Raw genomic sequence first — 21,544 nt, 5'->3', positions numbered from 1 at the left:
GGCTTTCATTGTATTTCCAATGAAAATAATTTTATTACATTTGGTCAGATAACCAACTGACATAGATGATAACCCATATTCAAGGTAAACTCACCGATAAAAATCCAACCCACGTTGTTATAGATTGTAACGGCGTGGGCTATTTACTTAATATATCTTTACATACCTACTCTCAAATTCCCGAAGGTGAGCATTTAAAATTATATACTCACCTTCAGGTTAAAGAGGATTCTCATACGTTATACGGCTTTTCAAGTCTAGCCGAGCGTGAAATTTTTAGATTGTTAATTTCTGTAAGTGGTATAGGATCTAGCATTGCACGTACCATGTTGTCGTCATTAACACCCAAACAAGTTCGTGAAGGGATTGCTACAGGTGATGTAGCCTTAATTCAATCCATTAAAGGCATTGGAGCAAAAACAGCACAACGTGTTATTATTGAATTGAAAGATAAAATCATTAAGATTTATGATATTGATGAAGTTTCTGTTTCGCAAGGCAATACCAATAAGGATGAAGCGTTATCTGCTTTAGAAGTTCTTGGTTTTGTTAAAAAACAGGCCGAACGTGTAGTAGATAAGATTATGATAGCCCAACCAGATGCTAATGTCGAAACCATCATTAAGCAGGCTTTAAAAAATTTATAATTCATTTTGAAAATAACTAACCTTCAATTTTATAAATCAATTAAACCGTGTTTGTTATTATTTTTTGCCCTATGCTGTTTTACAGATGGCTGGGGACAAGAAACACCACAGGATTCCATTCCGCCTCAGGCAGGGTATCATGTTGGAAATATAAAAGCGCCAACACCTTCAAGTGTAGAGTCTAAATACACTTACGACCCCGTTTCTAATCGATATATTTACACCGAAAAAATTGGGGAGTATGACATTCGCTTTCCTATTATATTATCACCTAAGGAATATTACGATTTAGTAGCTAGAGAAAACCTAAGAGCTTATTATAAAGAAAAAATTGATGCTTTTGATGGTAAAAAGGAAGGTGCCGAAGAAGGGCGTAGAAACTTATTGCCGGAGTTTTATATCAAATCTGGGCTTTTTGAAAGCATTTTTGGAGGAAATACAATAGAAATTATACCACAAGGTTCTGTAGAGATGGACTTGGGAATATTGTATTCTAAACAAGATAATCCGTCATTTTCACCCAGAAACAGAAGTAATTTAACCTTTGATTTCGATCAGCGAATAAGCTTAAGTTTATTAGGTAAAGTTGGAGAGCGTCTTCAAATTAACGCCAATTACGACACGCAATCTACTTTCGATTTTCAGAATTTAATAAAATTAGAATACACACCAACTGAAGATGATATTATTCAGAAAATAGAAGTTGGTAATGTGAGTATGCCATTAAATAGCTCCCTAATTACTGGCGCTCAAAGTTTATTTGGTGTAAAGGCGCAACTGCAATTTGGTAAAACTACGGTGACAGGCGTTTTTTCTGAACAAAAATCGCAATCTAATACCGTTGTTGCTCAAGGAGGTGGAACCCTTGAAGAGTTCGATGTTTTTATTAGAGACTATGACGAAAACAGACACTTTTTCTTAGCGCAATATTTTAGAGAGACTTACGATGCTGCGCTATCTAACTATCCGTTTATAAACAACAAAGGTTTACAAATTAAACGTTTAGAAGTTTGGGTAACCAACCGAAGCAATCGCACCGAAAATGTACGAAACGTTGTAGCCTTACAAGATTTAGGGGAATCGGATAGAATTGGTTTGCAAACACCTCCTAATGGTTTTGTAAATGTGGGGCCAGGAGCCTTTCCAGACAATGGTAATAACGATTTCGATCCAACCAATATTGGTGGGCCTGGATCACAGCTTACCACAGCTGTTAGAGATATTGCTACCGTGCAATCTGGTATTCTAGTACCAAACGTTAATGAAGGCCCTGATTATGCTAAACTTGAAAATGCTAGAAAATTAATTGAAGGTCAAGAATATACTCTAAATTCAGAATTAGGTTATATTTCATTAAATCAGCGTTTAAGTAACGATGAAGTTTTAGCTGTGGCTTTTCAATATACCATAGCAGGTCAGGTGTATCAGGTTGGAGAATTTGCTAACGATGGGGTCGATGCTACCGATGTAGATACCGATAACAATGGAAATGTTACCAATGTGGTTAATTCTGCGCTACTACTTAAAATGCTAAAAAGTAGTGTGACCAATGTGAATCAGCCGGTTTGGGATTTAATGATGAAAAATATTTACGACACCGGGGCTTATAATCTTAGTGTGGAAGATTTTAAATTGAATATCTTTTATAACGAAGCAACACCTTTAAACTTTATAAAACCTGTAGGTAGTGATTTTGCTAACGATATCAATGGAAACCCTATAGGTAATAATACCGATGAAAAGGACTTGATTGAAAATGTACCTTTATTAAGGGTTTTCAATTTGGATAAATTAAATTTTAATAACGATCCACAAAACCGTGGTGATGGTTTTTTCGATTTTGTTCCAGGTGTAACCGTTATCCCTACAAATGGTAAAATTGTGTTTACAAGCGCCGAGCCTTTTGGAGAGTATCTCTTTAATGTGCTTGGGGGTGGTAATTATGAAGATGATACGTCTTATAACGACGACCAAAAGAAATATGTATTTGATAAACTTTATTCTGAAACCAAAACCAAAGCTTTAGATTACGTAGAAAAAAACAAGTTTAAATTAAATGGCCGCTATAAATCTACTGGCGGCGATGGTATTCCAATTGGTTCGTTTAATGTGCCCCGAGGTTCTGTGCGTGTAACAGCAGGGGGACGTGTATTAGTGGAAGGCATAGACTATACCGTTAATTACCAATTGGGAAGGGTGCAAATTTTAGATGAAGCTCTAAAAGCGTCTAATACACCTATTGAGGTTTCGACAGAAAATAATGCAGTTTTCGGACAACAAACAAGGCGTTTTACAGGGCTTAACGTCGAACATAAGTTTAATGATAATTTTGTTTTAGGCGGTACCTTTTTAAATCTTAATGAGCGCCCTGTAACACAAAAAGCAAACTACGGAACAGAATCAATAAACAACTCTATTTTCGGTGTTAATGGTAATTACGCGACTAAAGTGCCTTTTTTAACGCGATTAGTTAATAAACTACCAAATATTGATACCGACGTAGAATCGAATATTTCCTTAAGAGGGGAATTCGCTTACCTGTCTCCTGGAGCTCCTAAAGGCACCGATTTAAATGGAGAAGCCACGTCGTATATAGACGACTTCGAAGGTTCTCAAAACAGCATCGATTTAAAGTCGCAATTATCATGGTTTTTGTCTAGTAGACCTTTAGATTTAAATATTCCGAGCAATCCAAATGAAGATGATAATGGTATTCAAAATGGATACCAACGTGCCATGTTAAACTGGTATTCTATCGATCCTGTTTTTTACAGTAGTCAACGTCCCGATGGTATGACCGATGATGATATTTCTGGATTGTATACCAGTCGCGTATTTATAAATGAATTATTTCCAGATAGAGATTTGGTACAAGGGCAAAATTCTGTACTGTTTACTTTAGATCTAGCCTATTATCCTAACGAACGAGGACCTTACAACTTTGATCCTAATGCAGCTAGTGAGGTGCTAAATAATCCGCAAGAAAGCTGGGCTGGAATTACAAGACAAATTACTTCAACAGATTTTGAACAACAAAATGTAGAGTATATCGATTTTTGGGTGCAAGATCCCTTTCAAGAAAATCCGAATAATCCTGGAGGTAAGCTGGTTTTTAACTTAGGAAATATATCAGAAGATATTATAAAAGATGGGAAAAAGTTATATGAAAATGGCTTGCCCAAAGATGGCGATGTTAGTTTTTTACAACCTACAGCTTGGGGAACGGTAACACCACAAAACCAGTCTTTAGTGTATGCCTTCGATAGTACAGGGCAGGAGCGAATTAATCAAGATGTAGGTTACGATGGTTATAATGATGCCGAAGAAGCTATGGCATTTGGAGCGCAGTTTGGAGCAGATCCTTCTAACGATAATTATGTGTATTTTTTAAATGCCGATGGAAATATTTTCGATCGTTATAAAAAATATAATGGGGTAGAAGGTAATACCCCGGACAGTTTTTCTAACACAGACCGCGGTGCCAACACACAACCCGATGTTGAAGATATTAACCGTGATAACACCATGAATACCATAGATAGTTATTACGAGTATGAGTTAGATCTAAACCGTCAAAATTTACCAATTACCGAGGTCGAATTTAACAATCTACCTGATAGTAACCCTTTAAAACAGTTTTTAAGAGATTATAAAGAGCGCCCCCGACAATTACCAAATGGGCAATCTGTAAATGTAAGGTGGTATCAGTTTAGAGTCCCTGTTGAAGGAGCACATGCTAAATCTGTTGGGAATATTTCAGATTTAAGATCGGTTCGTTTTTCAAGAATTTATTTAAAAGAATTTACCGAACCCACCGTTTTCCGTTTTGGTACCCTCGATTTAGTACGAAGCGACTGGAGACGTTATACCTTACCTTTAGATGAAAATGATCCAGATCCTAGCGACCCTAATACCGAGTTTTCAGTTGGTGTTATAGGTACTTTAGAAAACGAAGGCCGTTACGAGAGTCCGCCAGGCATTGTTCCAGAACAATTGTTTAATAACAACACCGTTGTTCGCCAAAATGAACAATCTTTAGTGATTGAAGTGTGTGGCTTAGAGGCCAAAGACTCAAGAGGTGTCTACAAAAATATCAATTTAGACATGCGTCAATACAAACGGATGCGTATGTTTATGCATGCCGAAGATCAAGATGCTGCTGTAGGAACCATAGGTGATAAAGACTTAGTAGGATTCATACGTATGGGAAACGACCTTACTGAAAATTACTATCAAATTGAAATCCCGTTACAAGTCTCAGGATCTGAGTTGTGGCCAACAGCTAATGAAATAAACTTACCTATTGAAGTTTTAGGTAAAATTAAAGCTAAAAGCATTTCTAATGGTAATGGCGATTTAACATTCTATGATGTCATAGGCGATGATATTCAACTGGTAAACGATCCGTTTCTAGGCTATAAATTAGGGCAGCATCGTGTGGCCATAAAGGGAAATCCCAACTTTGGTGATATTCGAACGCTCATGGTAGGTGTTAAGAATGCTACTAACAATGATGTTTGCGGTGAAATCTGGTTTAACGAGTTACGCATGTCAGATCTGGACAATCAAGGCGGTTGGGCGACTGTGGTAAGCATGGATTCCAATATTGCAGATTTTGCAAACATAAGCGCGACAGGGCGTCAAAGCACTTCTGGTTTTGGGTCGTTAGAACAAGGGCCAAGCCAACGTAGTCTTGAAGATGTTCAGCAATATGATGTGGTTACCAATGTGAATGTGGGGCAGCTATTACCTAAAAAATGGGGCGTACAATTGCCTTTTAATTATGGTCGAGGTGAAGCTCTTATTACACCTAAATATGATCAGTTATATAAAGATTTAACGTTAGAATCACGTTTGGATGCTGCTAATGATGCTGCCGAAAGAGAACGTATTAAAGAACAGTCGGAAGATTACACCATGCGTCACAGTATTAACTTTATAGGCGTCAGAAAGGTGCGTACTACCGATGCGAAACCTCGTTTTTATGATGTGGAAAATTTTACGCTTAATTATTCTTATAATAAAATTGAACATCGGGATTTTGAAATTGAGAACTCTGTTAATAAAACTTTACGTTTAGGGGCTAATTATGCCCATAATTTTGAGCCTCTGGTTATCGAGCCTTTTCAAAAGAACGATTCGTTGTTTACAGGTAAGTATTGGAAAATATTAAAGGATTTCAACTTAAATCTATTACCAGCTAGTTTTACAGTGAACTCCGATTTAAACCGCCAGTTTAACCGACAAAAATTTAGAGAGGTAGATCTTACGGGTGATAATATCGCCATAGAAGAATTGTATCGAAGAAATTATATGTTCGATTTTCAGTACACAATAAATTATAATTTAACCAAATCCTTACAGTTAAATTATACGGCTACTAATAATAATATTGTACGAAACTATTTTAAAAATGATGATTTAATTGCCGGGGAACAGGATAATACTTTAGATGTTTGGGATGGCATGCTAGATTTTGGAGATCCTAACCGCCAGATGCAAAATTTAGGGCTTACCTATAAAGTGCCCATTAATAAAATACCAACCTTTAGCTTTTTAGATCTTACCTACCAATATACGGGAAGTTTCCAGTGGCAAAAAGGGTCCGATCTATTTGGTAATGTAGAGTTAAACGGGCAATTATATGACTTGGGGAATACGGTACAGAATTCCAATGTCCATAACATTAATTCGTCTATGGATATGAATCGATTATATAAATACATTGGTTTAACAAAAAAACCTATTAGCCGGGCTAGGCAACGTAGGGCGCCAGGACGACCAGCTACTAATCCTGAAGGTAAAGAAGGAAGTGCGCAGCCAAAAACCAAAGGGCAAGCCGGAACAAAAGCATTAAATGCCGCTATCGATATTTTAACAAGCGTTAAAAGAATTCAAATTAATTATTCTGAAAATAACGGAACCTTTCTACCGGGTTATGTTCAAACACCTGGTTTCCTCGGTACCACAAAACCAACACTAGGGTTTATTTTTGGAGGACAAAGCGATGTGCGCTACAAGGCGGCTAGACGCGGGTGGTTAACGGTGTTTCCAGAATTTAATCAGCAGTATACAACCACTGAAACCAAGCAGTTAGATGTTTCGGCGTCTTTACAGCCTGTAAGAGATTTAAAAATTGATATTCTAGGAAACCGTTCATATTATGAGAATTACTCCGAAAATTATAGGGTAGAAAATGATGAGTATTATTCATTAACACCTAATACCTTTGGTAACTTTAATATTTCAACGCTATTAATAAAAACAGCCTTTCAAGTTAGTGATGAAATAACTTCAGAATCCTTTAGCGAATTTAGGACGAATAGAATAAAAATAGCCGATCGCTTGGCGGAAGCGTTTTACGGTACAACCAATTACGCTAGAGATGCAGAAGGCTATCCTTTAGGGTTTGGAAAGAATAATCAAAAGGTGTTATTACCATCATTTTTAGCGGCTTACCAAGGGAAAGATGCTGAAAACATTACAACCGAAACATTTAGAAATGTGCCTATCCCGAACTGGGATTTGAAATATACGGGGTTCATGAAATTTGGGTGGTTTAAAAAGAACTTTAAACGATTCTCCCTAACCCATGGTTACCGTTCCACGTATACCATCAATCAGTTTTCAACGAATTTAAATCTGAATTTAGATCCAACGGACAATGAAAAACCTATACCAGGTACCCCTTATGCGAATCAACCAGCCGAGGCTTTAGATCAATCTGGAAATTATAAAAATGAAACGCTTTATAGCAATATCAATTTAACCGAAATGTTTAGTCCGCTTATGCGCATTGACATGGAAATGAAAAACTCGGTTAAAATATTAGCCGAAATTAAAAAAGATCGATTGCTGTCCCTGAGTTTTGATAATAATTTAATGACCGAAGTTCATGGTAATGAATACATATTAGGATTGGGGTACCGTATTAAAGATTTACGCATCCGATCTAAATTGGCAGGTCCACAGAAACGTATAATTAGTGATTTAAATATGAAGGCCGATGTTTCGGTAAGAGATAATAAAACCATTGTGAGGTATTTGGATTTAGATAATAATCAAATTACTTCAGGGCAAACCATTTGGGGTGTAAAATATACTGCCGATTATGCCTTTAGTAAAAACCTAACAGGGATCTTCTATTTTGATTATACATTTTCAGATTATGCCATTTCTACAGCATTCCCGCAAACAACTGTAAGGTCAGGGCTAACAATTCGTTATAATTTTGGGAATTAACAGAAAAGCTGTTTGAATTTAACATTTGAATAAATACATTTGTTGTAAATTATTAACTTAAAATATTAGACATGAATATTCCTTCAGAATTAAAGTACACTAAAGATCACGAATGGGTTAGATTAGAGGGCGATATCGCTACGATAGGCGTTACAGATTTTGCACAAAGTGAATTAGGAGATATCGTTTATGTGGAGGTAGAAACTCTAGATGAAACATTAGATGCCGATGAAGTTTTTGGTACAGTGGAAGCTGTTAAAACCGTGTCTGATTTATTTTTGCCTTTAGCAGGTGAAATTATTGAGTTTAACGAGGCATTAGAAGATGAACCAGAAAAAGTAAATTCAGACCCTTATGGTGATGGATGGATGATTAAAGTGAAATGTTCAGATTTATCCCAAGCTGAAGGTTTGCTTTCTTCTGAAGATTATAAAAGCTTAATAGGTGCTTAAAAAAATTGTACCTATTGCAACAGTAAGCTATACTGTTTTATTAGCAACAGTATGTCTTATCACCATTAAGCAAGTTCCTGATATAGGCGTTTCTTATGGTGATAAGATTTTTCATTTTTTGGCCTATGGTCTCTTAACTATTTTATGGTTTGCAACGTTCTTGCTTACTTTTAAAATCACCAAGAAATCGGCTGTGGGTTACGCGCTTATTTTTGCAGTGGTTTTTGGTATAATTATTGAGGTGTTACAAGGTACATTGACGGTTTCTAGGTCGTTAGATGTTTATGATATGGTAGTAAACACCCTTGGCGCCCTTCTAGCATCTTTCATACTAATAGTTAAAAACAAAGTCCTGCGTTAAAAACTTTTGAAACGCTTGTTATTTTGGTAAATAAATAGTTATTTTAGCAATCTTGATAAATGAATTAAATTATGGAACTTAAAAAAAATCCCAAAGCAAATGTTGGACGTAACAGTTCATTATACTTTGCTGTTGGCCTAGCACTAATGCTATTTCTTACAAATTATGCAATAAACTATAAAACTTACGATAAGGAAGATATAGATATTGGAATGGTGAATATGGATGAGGAATTAGAAGAAGATATTCCATTAACAGAACAAATACAAACACCACCACCGCCACCACCACCACCTGCAGCACCAGAAGTTATTGAGATCGTTGAGGATGAGGTTGAAGTTGAAGAAACTGTAATCGAATCTACAGAGGTTGATCAAGAAACTGAAATCGTAGAGGTTGAAGAGGTTGAAGTTGAAGAGGTAGAAGAAGATGTTGATGTGCCGTTTTCAGTTATTGAAAATGTGCCAATTTTTCCTGGTTGTGAGAAAGGAACCAATAATGAGAAAAGAGACTGTATGTCTAAAAAGATATCTCAGTTTGTAAATAAAAAGTTTAACACCGAGTTAGCTAGTGAGTTAGGTTTATCTGGAAGACAACGTATTAACGTAATCTTTAAAATTGATAAAACTGGATCTATTACAGGTGTTAGAGCAAGAGCGCCACACCCTGGTTTAGAAAGAGAAGCTGCTCGTGTAATTAATTTATTACCAAAAATGCAACCTGGAAAGCAACGTGGTAAGCCGGTAAATGTTCCATATTCTTTACCAATTATCTTCCAAGTTCAAGATTAAGGTTTTCTAATACAAGGTTACCCTCGTGTAATCTAAATAATAAATTAAATCCCGTTACAATAGCATTGTAGCGGGATTTCTTTTTTTTGGTATGCTTCTTGTGTCTTTAGGATATTATTAACATTTAATTTGATAATATTATGAAGATTCAAAGTAAAAATCATGATTTTAGGTATCAGGACAGTAAAACCTTGAAAAAGTCACAAAAGCATGATGTGAATTTAAAAAAAGACACCACCATTTATTTTCAAGTAGGAGTCATCTTATGTTTGTTGGTTGTTTTTGGTTTGTTAGAATTGAATTTTGAAACGACCATTCCAAAAGTTGATAACGATTTTCCTCCTATTGATGAGTTGGCATGGGTGGAGGTGCCACGTATTAAAACAATAGTGCCAGAAATAGTAGAGCCCATTAAAAAGAGAACCCAAAAAGAACCTGTGTCTTTTGAAGTCATCAAAAATGATGAACCTGAGGCTCCTTTCTTTGAGGATATTCAAAAAGAAATACCAACCGAGTCTGTTAGCCCCGAAACACTTCCACCTTTAGTGGAAAAGCCTATCGATGATGAACCTGTTTCTTTTGTAGCCATACAAGAAGCTCCAATTTATCCTGGCTGTGAAAAGGCCGATGGGAATGAAGCTAGGAAAAAATGTATGTCCGATAAAATCACTCAACTTGTTCAAAAGAAGTTTGAGGGTAGCGATATAGCTTCAGATTACGGATTAACAGGGCGTCAACGTATTCAAGTGCAGTTTACCATTGATAAAACAGGCCATGTTACCAATGTTAAAACGCGTGCTCCTAATCCAGAGCTTGAGCAAGAAGCCAAACGGGTTATTAACTTTATTCCAGAAATGACTCCAGGTAGGCAGCATGATAAGCATGTTGAGGTGGTATATACTTTGCCTATAGTTTTTCAAGTACAATAATGAGTTAAAAAGTATGCTATCTTAAAAAGAAATGGTGTGTTAAATGGAGTTTGTCGAAATACCCTAATGGTTATTGTCGAAATGTGTTTTGATAAGTTCTACTTTAAAGCCGGCTCGCTTAATAAATTTTAACCGTCTTCTTTTTATAATCAACCCCATCAATACGGCATACTTTAAATTAGGAATATAAAAAATATAGTATCTTTCCGCTCTGAAACCATTCTATCCAAACAAACATGAAGCAATTCATTGTACTTATCCTACTTATTGTTCAGGTTAAAGGGCATGCACAAAGCACTATTCTAAAAGAAAAACCACCTGTTTTCCCTGAATGTTTATCGGTATCTATTGATTCGCTTCAACAGTGTTTTGATCAAAGTGTGTTTAATCATATCTATAATGAGTTCCAAGTTCCAGAACGGGTTTATAAAGAAAACTATAAAGGTGAAGTAGTCGTACTTTTTGAACTAGATACCACAGGAACCTTTCGTGTGATTTATATTGATGCCATGTATGATGAGTTAAAAAAAGAAACCATTCGTGTTTTTTCTACCTTACCAACTATTATACCAGCGACCTATAATTCTAGAAATACTTTTAAACAGTATTCATTTCCTATAAAAATCCCTTTAGTAAATCAAACCGTATCTTCTCAAGATTTGGCTAAAGTTAATAAGTTGACAGCATTAGAGGAGCAAGCTAAGCGAGAATTTGACAGTGTAACAGCTCAAACACGTGCTTTTAACAAACCAAATTATAAAAGTCAGTTAAACATTCCCTTTGTGCATAGCGAATATGCGAAGTTCGATAAAGAGATGAATCTTGTTGGTACAAACAGTCATACTAGTGCCAAGCCGTTTATTTACTCAGAGGTTTCAAAATATTATGATTTTAAGGCAGAAAATGAAAAGCTGGTTCAGGAAAGAAAAACTTGGGTAGGAAGAAAAATTTGGAATGAGCACTTTGTTCAGTTGCAAACCAACAATTATTGGTTTACTATCGATCCTATTTTTGATCTACAAGTTGGTAAAGATAGCGATGCCGATTTTAGCTATACCTATAATAATACTAGGGGGATTGTTGTACAAGGTGGTTTTGGTGATAAATTTAGTTTTTATACATCCTTTCTAGAAAGTCAAGGCCGGTTTGCCGATTATTTTAATCGCTATGCAGAAACTCTTAAAGCTTTTGGTCCCGATCCTGCTATTATCCCTGGGCGTGGTATTGCTAAGCGTTACAGAACTGATGCCTATGATTATCCTGTTGCCGAAGCTTACTTGTCTTATACACCTTCTAAATATTTTAATTTTCAATTTGGACATGGTAAATCCTTTATTGGAGACGGCTACCGCTCTCTAGTTTTGAGTGATGTTGCGAGTCCGCAAGTCTTTTTCAAAATTAATACCACATTTTGGAAAATGAAATATACCAATACCTGGATGTGGCTTATGGATGTTCGTGACGAAGTTGTTGAAGATAAAGCTTTCAAAAGAAAATATATAGGCAATCATTTTTTAAGCTGGAATGTATCCAAACGTTTAAACCTTGGTTTTTTTGAATCGGTAGTTTGGGATAATTCCAATGATAGAGGTTTTGATGTGAATTATTTAAATCCGATTATATTTTATAGAGCTATAGAATTTGAAACAGGTCAAGGAGCAGGTAATGCACTTATGGGAGCCACGGCTAAATATAAGTGGAATGATAATATTTACTTATACGGACAGTTTATTTTGGATGAATTCTCGCTTGCAGACATCACAGGAGGTGAAAAAAGTTATAAGAACAAATACGGATACCAACTGGGTATAAAATATTTTGATGCCTTTAAAGTTGATAATTTGTTACTGCAATTTGAGTACAATCGCGTGCGCCCTTATACCTATTCTCATAATACTATTGTGCTTAATTATGCGCATAGTAACCAGTCCATGGCACATTTGTGGAACTCTAATTTTAGTGAAGCCATTATTATAGGGCGGTACCATTATAAAAGGTGGTTTGCCAATGCTAAACTTATTTTTGGTGTTCGCGGCTTCGATTTTAACGATGGTGTAGATGATTTTAGTTATGGTGGTGATATCTATAGAGACTATTTTGAACGCCCTTATGATACTGGTGTTGAGGTTGGTCAAGGTATTAGAACCAATATCTTTAACGGGAATTTTCAAGCGGGCTATTTGCTAAATACAGCTTCCAATATGAAAATTTTTGGTGATGTGACATTCAGGGATTTCGATCCTAATGCTACCACATCTACCACCTATAAAAATAATACCGTGTGGTTTACAGTGGGTGTGCGCTCCGATTTGTTTAATTGGTATTTCGATTTTTGATTTTATCCTCCTTTTTTGCAACCTGTTATTTTAACTTTATTCGGCTTGCTAAAATGCTTTTATAGAGTATCTTTGCACTCGCATTAAAAAAACCGTCAAGGAAAATTATATTGAGTCGTTCAAAATCAGCCATACAAGAACCTACTGTTATTTCAGATTTTAAGGAGATTACCAAGATGCGCTTGTCTCTAAGCGTCGTGTTTTCATCGCTTGCAGGCTATTTGTTAGGTGTCGATGTTATTGATCTTAAAGTGCTCGTGTTATTAGCCTTTGGAGGGTATTTCATGGTTGGTGCTTCCAATGCTTTCAATCAAATTATAGAAAAAGATTTAGACGCCCTAATGGACCGTACAAAAAACAGACCAATTCCTTCTGGACGTATGCCTGTTAATACCGCTTTTATTATAGCATCTATTTTTACTTTACTCGGCATCATTATTCTGTATACCATAAACAAGCAAACCGCTATGTTTGGTGCGATTTCTATTTTTCTTTACACCTGTGTTTATACGCCGTTAAAAACCAAAACACCTATTTCGGTATTTGTTGGAGCTATTCCTGGAGCTATTCCTTTTATGTTAGGCTGGGTTGCTGCAACCGATAATTTTGGTATTGAGCCAGGAACTTTATTCGCTTTACAGTTTTTTTGGCAATTCCCACACTTCTGGGCTATAGGTTGGTTTTTATTTGAAGACTATAAAAAAGGGGGCTTCTTTATGTTGCCTACTGGAAAACAAGATCGCGGAACAGCTGTACAAGTTATCATGTATACCATATGGACCATTATTGTGTCTATTATTCCTGTTTTTGGATTTACAGGCGAATTAAAACTTTCGGTTGTAGCAGCAGTTATTGTATTTCTGTGCGGACTATTCATGCTGCATTATGCTGTGCGACTGTTTAGAGAAATGACCGAGAAAGCTGCAAGACAATTAATGCTCGTAAGTGTGTCTTACATTACACTTATTCAAATTGTTTACGTTATAGATAAATTTATACGATAATCATGGATTTAACCCAAGGGACTAAAGAAGAGAAAATTGGCAGAGCAAAAAAAATGATGCTTTGGTTTGGAATCATTTCATTGATAATGTCGTTTGCTGGTTGGACCAGTGCCTTCGTGGTAAGTAGTAGCCGACCAGATTGGTTAAAAGATTTCCAATTGCCCAATGCCTTTTTAATTAGCACCGTATGTATCGTTTTAAGTAGTGTTGCTTTTATACTGGCTAAAAAAGCATTAAGAGCGGGCCAAAATAAAGCGACCATGCTGTGGTTGTTAATGACATTAGCTTTAGGGCTGTTTTTTATATATAATCAATTTGCAGGATTTCAACAAATAATAGACTTAGGATACAACTTCACAGGTCCTACAAGTAATGTTACCATGTCGTATATTTACTTAATTGCCGTGGTACATATTCTACACGTAGTGGTAGGACTTATTTGTTTAACGGTTGTAATTTTTAATCAATTTAAACAACGTTATAGCGCTAGTAATATGCTCGGTTTTGAGTTGGCTTTAACCTTTTGGCACTTCATTGATATTCTGTGGGTTTACCTCTTTTTATTCCTTTACTTTGTAAGATAATTTTTAGTCTTAATTCTTTTTTTTGATAATTTTAACGGCTAACACCCAGTAAAACTGACAATTATCATAGTTTAAAATTTCAAGGCGTATATTTCGTCAGATGAATAAAATGATTATTTTTGTGCAACTTTTAAATAACAACCATTATATATGAGTACTACAGTTGTAAACGCTGGATCGGACCAAACATGGAAGGGTGGTAATGAACCTTTAAAAGCCAGTTATGGTAAGATGATGATGTGGTTTTTCATCGTTTCAGATGCATTAACTTTTTCGGGTTTTTTAGCAGCCTACGGATTTTCAAGATTTAAATTTATTGATTCATGGCCAATTGCCGATGAAGTGTTTACTCACTTTCCTTTTTTACATGGTGTTGACGCTCCAATGTATTATGTGGCTTTCATGACCTTTGTACTTATTATGTCGTCGGTAACTATGGTGTTAGCCGTAGATGCGGGGCATCACTTAAATAAAAGCAAGGTTACCATCTATATGTTTTTAACGATTATTGGTGGTTTAATTTTCGTTGGTTCTCAAGCTTGGGAATGGAATACCTTTATTAAAGGTGAATATGGTGCGGTAAAAACTAAAGGCGGTAATATTTTGCAGTTTGTTGATACCGAAGGTCATCGTGTCGCTATTGGTGATTTTGCTATTGCTGATACTCATGCAGAACGTGTACAACAAGAGAATAAAAACGGACTTTGGTTCGTGTCTGAAGGGAGCTTACCAAGTTTTACGGTTGATGAAGTTTTACATGGTTTAGAAGCAAACGATAATATTTTAGTTAGAACGCAAACTTTAACAGAAGAAGGTCATAAAACTGTACTGTCAAGAGAAGAGTCTATAAAACTGATTAAAACCTACGGTGTAAAAGTTGTTGAAGGCGCTAACCTTCATGAAAATGAATATGGGTCGCCTTTATTCGCAGATTTCTTTTTCTTCATAACAGGATTCCACGGATTCCACGTGTTTTCAGGAGTTATTTTAAACATCATCATATTTTTCAACGTTGTTATTGGAACTTATGAAAGACGTAAAAGCTACGAAATGGTTGAAAAAGTGGGACTATATTGGCACTTTGTAGATTTAGTTTGGGTATTTGTATTTACATTCTTTTACCTGGTTTAATAAAATAGATACTTTTTTTACTTCCGTGAAAACGGGAATCTAAACAAAAATAGACTTAATATGGCAACAGATCATAAATTAGAAATATTTAGAGGCGCATTAAAATTCAAATCGAATACTCAAAAAATTTGGGGAGTATTAATCTTGTTAACTATAGTAACGGTTATTGAAGTTATTTTAGGTATTATTAAACCCGAAATATTAATGGGCCATATATTTGGAATGAAAGCCTTAAACTGGATTTTCATCATCCTAACCATTGTAAAAGCTTATTATATCACTTGGGATTTTATGCACATGCGTGATGAAACTCCTGGATTGAGACGTGCTGTAGTTTGGACGGCTATCTTCTTAATAGCCTATTTGGTGTTTATTTTATTGCAAGAGGGCGGATACGTATTTAGCGTATATGATGAAGGCTATATAAAAAGAGATTTTTAAAATTAATTGGCGCTTGTTAGCGCACAGATTAAGTGTTAAATAGAGATGTAAGGTGGTTTTTTTAACCACCTTTTTCTATTTTTGCAGAGCATTAAAAAAGGCTATAAAAATGATGGTTAATGGATTATAAAAAAGTAAGTCGGTATGTGATTTTAGGAATATTATTTTTCCTTCCCGTCACTTTTTTATTGTTTTTGTACCCCGCTACTCATAACTATCAGCCTCTGGATATTGTAAACGAATCGGTGGTAGAATTGAAGCATTTTACTTCAGATTCCGATACGCTAATCGAGCTAAAAGATCATATTACGGTACTTGGTTTTTTGGGTGCTCAACCTTTAAGTAAAACCATTGCCGCTTCTAATTTAAAAGAACTGGTATACGATAAGTTTAAAGGGTTTAAACGCTTTCAAATTGTTATTTTAATGCCTACAGGCACAGAGGATGCTGTTAAAAAATTACAAGCCGAAATTAATTCCTATGAGGATATGCGGTTCTGGCATTTTGTTTTTGGTGAGCCACAAGATATAAAGCGGGTGTTTTATAGTTTAAAAAGTAGTGAAGACCTCGATGCTGGTTTAGCAACCGATTATATCTTTTTAGTGGATAAAGATTTGAATCAACGAGGACGACTGGACGATAGAACCGATACCGAGATTGAAAAGAATAAACCCGTATACCGATTAAATGCCTATAACTGTATCGAGGTGGCCGAAATTAAAAATAAAATGAGTGACGATTTGCGTATAGTCTTTACCGAATACCGTCAAAAGCGCAAAGGAGAATTTAATTCAGATACCAGACGTGCAAACGATTTAAATAGTCAAAATGAAGAAAAATAACTATTCATACATTGGGATAGCCTTTATCATTCTTGTTTTTGGAATTCTTTTCATTCCTAGAATTGTAGATCGAATTACCAATAAGGATGTCATTAGAAACGAAAGCAGAAGTGATTTTGTAAATGATAGTAAAGCAGAGGTTTCTGATTTGGCATTTATCGAAATTAATGGAGAGGCTAAAAAAGTGCCTCATTTTTCGTTTACCGATCACAATGGTCACACCATTACTAACAAAGATTATGAAGGTAAAGTTTACGTTGTAGAATTCTTTTTCACGACTTGTCCAACCATTTGTCCGCGTATGAATGCTAATCTTATTCAAATTCAAAATACTTTTGAAGGTTTTGAAGACTTTGGTGTGGCTTCCTTTACCATCAATCCAGATTACGATACCCCGGAAGTGCTTAAAGCTTACGCCGATAATTATGGTATTATCAACCCTAATTGGCATTTAATGACTGGTGATAAAGAGGCTATTTATAAGTTGTCCAATGAAGGATTTAATCTTTATAGTGCTCAAGATGATGATGCTGTTGGAGGGTTTGAACACTCTGGAAATTTTGGCTTAATTGATAAAAATGGTTTCATTCGTTCTAGAAAAGATGATTTTGGAAACCCAATTATTTACTATAGAGGTATCGTTTCAGAAAAAGAAGTGGTGGATGAAGATGGTGTTAAAGAGGAAATTAGTGCTCTTAAAGCCGATATCAAAAAATTATTAAACGAGTAATTAATACCTACAATTACAGAATATGAGTAACTCAAGTATGATGCTAAATGAAAAAAAGTATAACAGATTAATCATGGTATTGTCTGTATTAATTCCTGTAGTGGTTGCCATATTATTTGGAGTTAAGATTCCGAACGTCGAGCCCTTATCGTTTTTACCACCAATTTATGCGTCCATTAATGCCCTTACTGCTTTAGTGCTTGTTTTAGCCTTTTTAGCAATTCAGAAAAAAAAGGTGAAGCGTCATAAACAACTGATGGTTTTTGCCTTAATACTTTCAACCTTATTTTTAGTAATGTATGTGGCTTATCATATGACTAGCGATTCTACAAAATTTGGAGGCGAGGGACTTATTAAGTATCTGTATTATTTCATTTTAATTACCCATATAGTTTTATCCATTGTAGTCATTCCTTTTGTGTTGATTACTTTTTTATGCGGACTTTCAAATCAGGTTGAAAAACATAAAAAAATTGCTAAAATCACCTTTCCATTATGGCTTTATGTTGCTGTTACAGGTGTGGTTGTTTATATTATGATTTCTCCCTATTACGTTTAATGCGGTTTACATGAAAACACGTTTTTTTATAGTATTATTATTTTTTTGTGATTGCTTTTTTAAAGCCTCAGCACAGTGTGCCATGTGTCGTGCCGTTTTAGAAACTGCAGATGGACAGTCTGCTGCACAAGGTATTAACGATGGAATTGTATACCTTATGGCCATACCTTATGTGCTAGTCGCTGGATTGGGCTATTTTATATTTAGAAAATACCGTACGTTAAAAAAAGAATAATAAATTTTTTTACCCAGTATTGTAACATTTCTTTGTGTTGTTAGTCTTACTACAAAGTCTTTAGCCAGAAAAATTTATATAGAAATGTTGAAAATCAGCCAGCTTCACAAGTCCTACAAAATAGGCGATTCTAGTTTACATGTCTTAAAGGGTATCGATCTTGCTGTTGAAGCAGGCGAGATGGTGGCTATTATGGGATCCTCAGGTTCTGGAAAATCTACACTTCTTAATATTATTGGCATGCTAGATGAAGCCGACGAAGGCGAGTATATCTTAGATGGCTTACCCATAAAAAACCTCACAGAAAAAAAAGCCGCAGTATATAGAAACAAGTTTTTAGGATTTATTTTTCAATCCTTTAACTTAATCAATTATAAAAATGCGCTCGAAAACGTAGCATTGCCTTTATATTATCAGGGTTTAAAACGAAAGGAACGCTTAGAAAAGGCTGCTTTTCATTTGGAAAAAGTAGGACTTTCTTCTTGGGCACATCACTTGCCTAAAGAGCTTTCTGGAGGTCAAAAACAGCGTGTGGCCATTGCGCGAGCTTTAGCTGCAAACCCAAAATTACTTTTAGCAGATGAGCCCACAGGTGCATTAGATACCAAGACATCGCATGAAATTATGGCTTTTATTCAACATCTTAATGATGAAGGTAAAACCATTTTAATGGTAACTCACGAAGAAGATATTGCGAATATGTGTAAACGTATTGTGCGCCTTCGCGACGGGATCATTCTTGAAGATACCATTGTAAACCAGGTTAGAGCAGAGCAGTATGTTTGATATCGATCTTTGGCGCGAAATATTTCAAAGTATTAATAAAAATCGAACACGTAGTTTGATGTCGGGCTTTACCGTAGCCTTTGCCATTCTATTGTTCGCCATCCTCTTTGGTATCGCAAACGGATTAAAAAACACCTTTAAAGAGGCTTTTGGTACCGATGCGAATAATTCCATAGTGATTTTTCCTGGACGTACTACAAAAGCTTACAAGGGACTTCAAGTGGGAAGAAAAATCCAATTTAAAAATGAAGATCGTGAGCTTATAAAAGAGAAATATGGCGACAAAGTACAGTTCATTACCTCAAAAGTGAATAAAAGTGTGAGTGCTTCTTACCGTGGTGAAAAAAACAACTACGAGCTAAGAGGTGTGTATCCCGAATACATGTTTATTGAAAATAATGTGGTTAAATCGGGACGGTATATTAACCAAAATGATTTAAATCATAATGCCAAAGTCGTGGTTATTGGTAAAACGGTTGAAGATGATTTGTTCTATAAAGAAAATCCATTAGGCAAATACATTAATCTTAGCGGTATCCAATACAAAATTGTTGGTGTTTTTACCGATGATGAAGGCGATAGTGAAGAAAGTGTGATATATATGCCCATTACAACCACGCAATTTGTGTATGGTAATAACGATTTTGTAGATATCATACATCTTACTTATAACCCTGAAATGTCTAACGATCAAGCTTTAGCTTTTGGAAATTCTATTAAAAAAGTGCTAAAGGATAAATTTGATGTGGCCAGAGACGACCAACGGGCTATAAGAATGTGGAATATGGCTGAGGGCACCAAAAAGGTAGAGCTCATGACTTCCAGTTTAACGGTTATCATTCTGGTTATTGGTTTCGGAACCCTTATTGCTGGAATTGTTGGGATAAGCAATATCATGATTTTTGTGGTTAAAGAGCGCACTAAAGAAATAGGTATTCGTAAAGCGCTAGGTGCAACTCCTGGTTCTATAGTGTCTATCATTTTAATTGAATCTATAATCATTACTACCATTGCAGGCTATATCGGACTGTTACTAGGTGTTGGTGTGTTGGAACTTGTGGGACCTAGTTTGGAGGCGTATTTCATAAAAGATCCTGGTGTAAGTAATAGTTTGGTGGTTGGTGCCACCCTAACGCTTATTGTTGCGGGTGCTATTGCGGGGTATTTACCTGCAAAAAAGGCCTCAGAAATTAAACCTATAATAGCTTTAAGAAACGATTAACGATGTTCAGATTTTTATTCGATAGAGATACATGGCAAGAAGTTTTTGATAGCTTGAGTAAAAATAAACTGAGGTCTATTTTAACCATGGTAGGTGTTTGGTGGGGCATTTTATTATTAATAGGCCTGCTAGGTTCGGCTAGAGGTTTAGAAAACTCCTTTAACAGATTGTTTGGCGATTTCGCCACGAACACTGTTTTTATTTGGGGCCAAAATACAGGAAAGCCGTTTAAAGGGTTTCAAGAGGGGCGTCGCGTTAATTTAACGCTTTCCGATGCTAAGAAAATCGAAGAGAATGTTCAAGGTATCGAATTTGTGTTGCCTCGAAGTCAGCAATCAACAGTCATAACCAGAAACTTTTTGTCTGGTAGTTTTCAAATGGCTGGCGATTATCCTTTACTAGATCAATTACAGAAGAAAAAGTTAATTCACGGTCGTTTTATCAATCAAAGTGATATTGAACACCGAAAAAAAATAGCCGTTATTTCTGAAGATGCTTACAAGCAATTGTTTGAAGTTGATGAAGATCCTATTGGAAAGTATTTAGATGTTAATGGTATTAATTTTATGGTGGTTGGTATGTTTGAAACCGGTAATGTAAATATGGGGCCTACAACCGATGTACACATTCCATTTACTACTTTTCAACAGATTTACAATAAAGGCGATCAAATTGGTTGGATGATGATAACGGGCAAACCCGAATACAACATTAAACAGATTGAAGAGGACTCTAAATTACTTCTTAAAAATCTAAACCACATTCACCCAGAAGATTCGCGTGCCTTTGGTAGTTTTAATTTGGGTAAAGAATTTGCTAAAATGACTGGCTTTTTAACAGGAATGCAGTTTTTAACCTGGTTTGTTGGTATTGCGACTTTAATTGCTGGTGTTTTTGCCATTGGAAATATCCTTTTAATTACCGTAAAAGAGCGCACAAAAGAAATTGGATTACGGCGTGCCCTTGGCGCCACACCTTTTGAAATAAAAAGACAAATTGTGGTTGAGGCCGTTTTTATCACTTTAGTAGCTGGTATTATAGGGATTATTACGGGAGGATGGATTCTCATCGCCCTAGATCACTTTTTTGGTCAGGGTGAAGATGCCGCTATCGTAAACGCTTCGGTATCTATAGCCGTCGTTTTCGTGTCCTTAGCCATATTAGTGTTAATAGGAACTTTAATTGGATTAATTCCTGCAACTAAAGCTACTAGCATTAAACCCATTGAAGCATTAAGAGAAGAATAAATAAT

The 21,544-nt window shown here is 35.7% G+C and carries 18 protein-coding genes; all 18 read left to right on the top strand.

The window, feature by feature from the left end:
- The first annotated feature begins 65 nt into the window (after positions 1-65).
- Positions 66-647 (top strand): Holliday junction branch migration protein RuvA, encoded by a 582-nt coding sequence (gene ruvA, locus C1A40_RS04950; protein ID WP_067145058.1) that lies wholly within the window; start codon positions 66-68, stop codon positions 645-647.
- A gap of 6 nt (positions 648-653) precedes the next feature.
- Positions 654-7,889 (top strand): T9SS outer membrane translocon Sov/SprA, encoded by a 7,236-nt coding sequence (gene sov, locus C1A40_RS04945; RefSeq protein WP_102994927.1) that lies wholly within the window; start codon positions 654-656, stop codon positions 7,887-7,889.
- A gap of 71 nt (positions 7,890-7,960) precedes the next feature.
- Entirely contained in the window at positions 7,961-8,341 is a 381-nt protein-coding gene (gcvH, locus tag C1A40_RS04940) for a glycine cleavage system protein GcvH (RefSeq protein ID WP_102994926.1), read from the top strand.
- Complete coding sequence (locus C1A40_RS04935) at positions 8,334-8,702, top strand: VanZ family protein (RefSeq protein ID WP_158651271.1); 369 nt, start codon at positions 8,334-8,336, stop codon at positions 8,700-8,702. Before gcvH ends, C1A40_RS04935 begins: the two co-directional genes overlap by 8 nt.
- Positions 8,703-8,773: 71 nt before the next feature.
- Positions 8,774-9,493 (top strand): energy transducer TonB, encoded by a 720-nt coding sequence (locus C1A40_RS04930; RefSeq protein ID WP_102994925.1) that lies wholly within the window; start codon positions 8,774-8,776, stop codon positions 9,491-9,493.
- Between the two features lie 140 nt (positions 9,494-9,633).
- The gene (locus C1A40_RS04925; RefSeq protein WP_102994924.1) at positions 9,634-10,422 is read left to right on the top strand and encodes an energy transducer TonB; all 789 of its coding nucleotides are present in this window, start codon (positions 9,634-9,636) and stop codon (positions 10,420-10,422) included.
- 236 nt (positions 10,423-10,658) lie between these two features.
- Positions 10,659-12,758, top strand: coding sequence for a gliding motility protein RemB (locus C1A40_RS04920; protein WP_102994923.1), 2,100 nt, complete (start codon positions 10,659-10,661; stop codon positions 12,756-12,758).
- Positions 12,759-12,868: 110 nt separating this feature from the next.
- On the top strand, positions 12,869-13,762 hold the full coding sequence (gene cyoE, locus C1A40_RS04915) for a heme o synthase (RefSeq protein ID WP_102994922.1): 894 nt from the start codon (positions 12,869-12,871) through the stop codon (positions 13,760-13,762).
- A gap of 2 nt (positions 13,763-13,764) precedes the next feature.
- Complete coding sequence (locus tag C1A40_RS04910; RefSeq protein WP_102994921.1) at positions 13,765-14,346, top strand: cytochrome c oxidase subunit 3; 582 nt, start codon at positions 13,765-13,767, stop codon at positions 14,344-14,346.
- Between the two features lie 150 nt (positions 14,347-14,496).
- Positions 14,497-15,477: a cytochrome c oxidase subunit 3 gene (locus C1A40_RS04905; RefSeq protein WP_102994920.1), complete on the top strand. Its 981-nt coding sequence runs from the start codon at positions 14,497-14,499 to the stop codon at positions 15,475-15,477.
- Positions 15,478-15,537: 60 nt separating this feature from the next.
- Positions 15,538-15,918 (top strand): cytochrome C oxidase subunit IV family protein, encoded by a 381-nt coding sequence (locus tag C1A40_RS04900; protein ID WP_102994919.1) that lies wholly within the window; start codon positions 15,538-15,540, stop codon positions 15,916-15,918.
- Positions 15,919-16,037: 119 nt separating this feature from the next.
- Positions 16,038-16,760: a hypothetical protein gene (locus C1A40_RS04895; protein WP_102994918.1), complete on the top strand. Its 723-nt coding sequence runs from the start codon at positions 16,038-16,040 to the stop codon at positions 16,758-16,760.
- Entirely contained in the window at positions 16,747-17,490 is a 744-nt protein-coding gene (locus C1A40_RS04890) for an SCO family protein (protein ID WP_102994917.1), read from the top strand. Before C1A40_RS04895 ends, C1A40_RS04890 begins: the two co-directional genes overlap by 14 nt.
- A 22-nt stretch (positions 17,491-17,512) precedes the next feature.
- Positions 17,513-18,049 carry a DUF420 domain-containing protein gene (locus C1A40_RS04885; RefSeq protein ID WP_102994916.1) on the top strand — a complete coding sequence of 179 codons (537 nt, stop codon included), beginning with the start codon at positions 17,513-17,515 and terminating at the stop codon, positions 18,047-18,049.
- Positions 18,050-18,059: 10 nt separating this feature from the next.
- Entirely contained in the window at positions 18,060-18,284 is a 225-nt protein-coding gene (locus tag C1A40_RS04880; RefSeq protein WP_102994915.1) for a hypothetical protein, read from the top strand.
- Positions 18,285-18,368: 84 nt separating this feature from the next.
- Positions 18,369-19,070 (top strand): ABC transporter ATP-binding protein, encoded by a 702-nt coding sequence (locus tag C1A40_RS04875; RefSeq protein ID WP_102994914.1) that lies wholly within the window; start codon positions 18,369-18,371, stop codon positions 19,068-19,070.
- On the top strand, positions 19,063-20,292 hold the full coding sequence (locus tag C1A40_RS04870) for an ABC transporter permease (RefSeq protein ID WP_102994913.1): 1,230 nt from the start codon (positions 19,063-19,065) through the stop codon (positions 20,290-20,292). Before C1A40_RS04875 ends, C1A40_RS04870 begins: the two co-directional genes overlap by 8 nt.
- Before the next feature lie 2 nt (positions 20,293-20,294).
- Positions 20,295-21,539, top strand: coding sequence for an ABC transporter permease (locus C1A40_RS04865; protein WP_102994912.1), 1,245 nt, complete (start codon positions 20,295-20,297; stop codon positions 21,537-21,539).
- The last annotated feature ends 5 nt before the right edge of the window (positions 21,540-21,544 follow it).

Origin of the sequence: Tamlana carrageenivorans, assembly GCF_002893765.1 — a bacterium.
Taxonomy (GTDB): domain Bacteria; phylum Bacteroidota; class Bacteroidia; order Flavobacteriales; family Flavobacteriaceae; genus Pseudotamlana; species Pseudotamlana carrageenivorans.
Note: the sequence above shows the minus strand (reverse complement) of the source record. Positions and strands in the feature narration are given on the sequence as shown.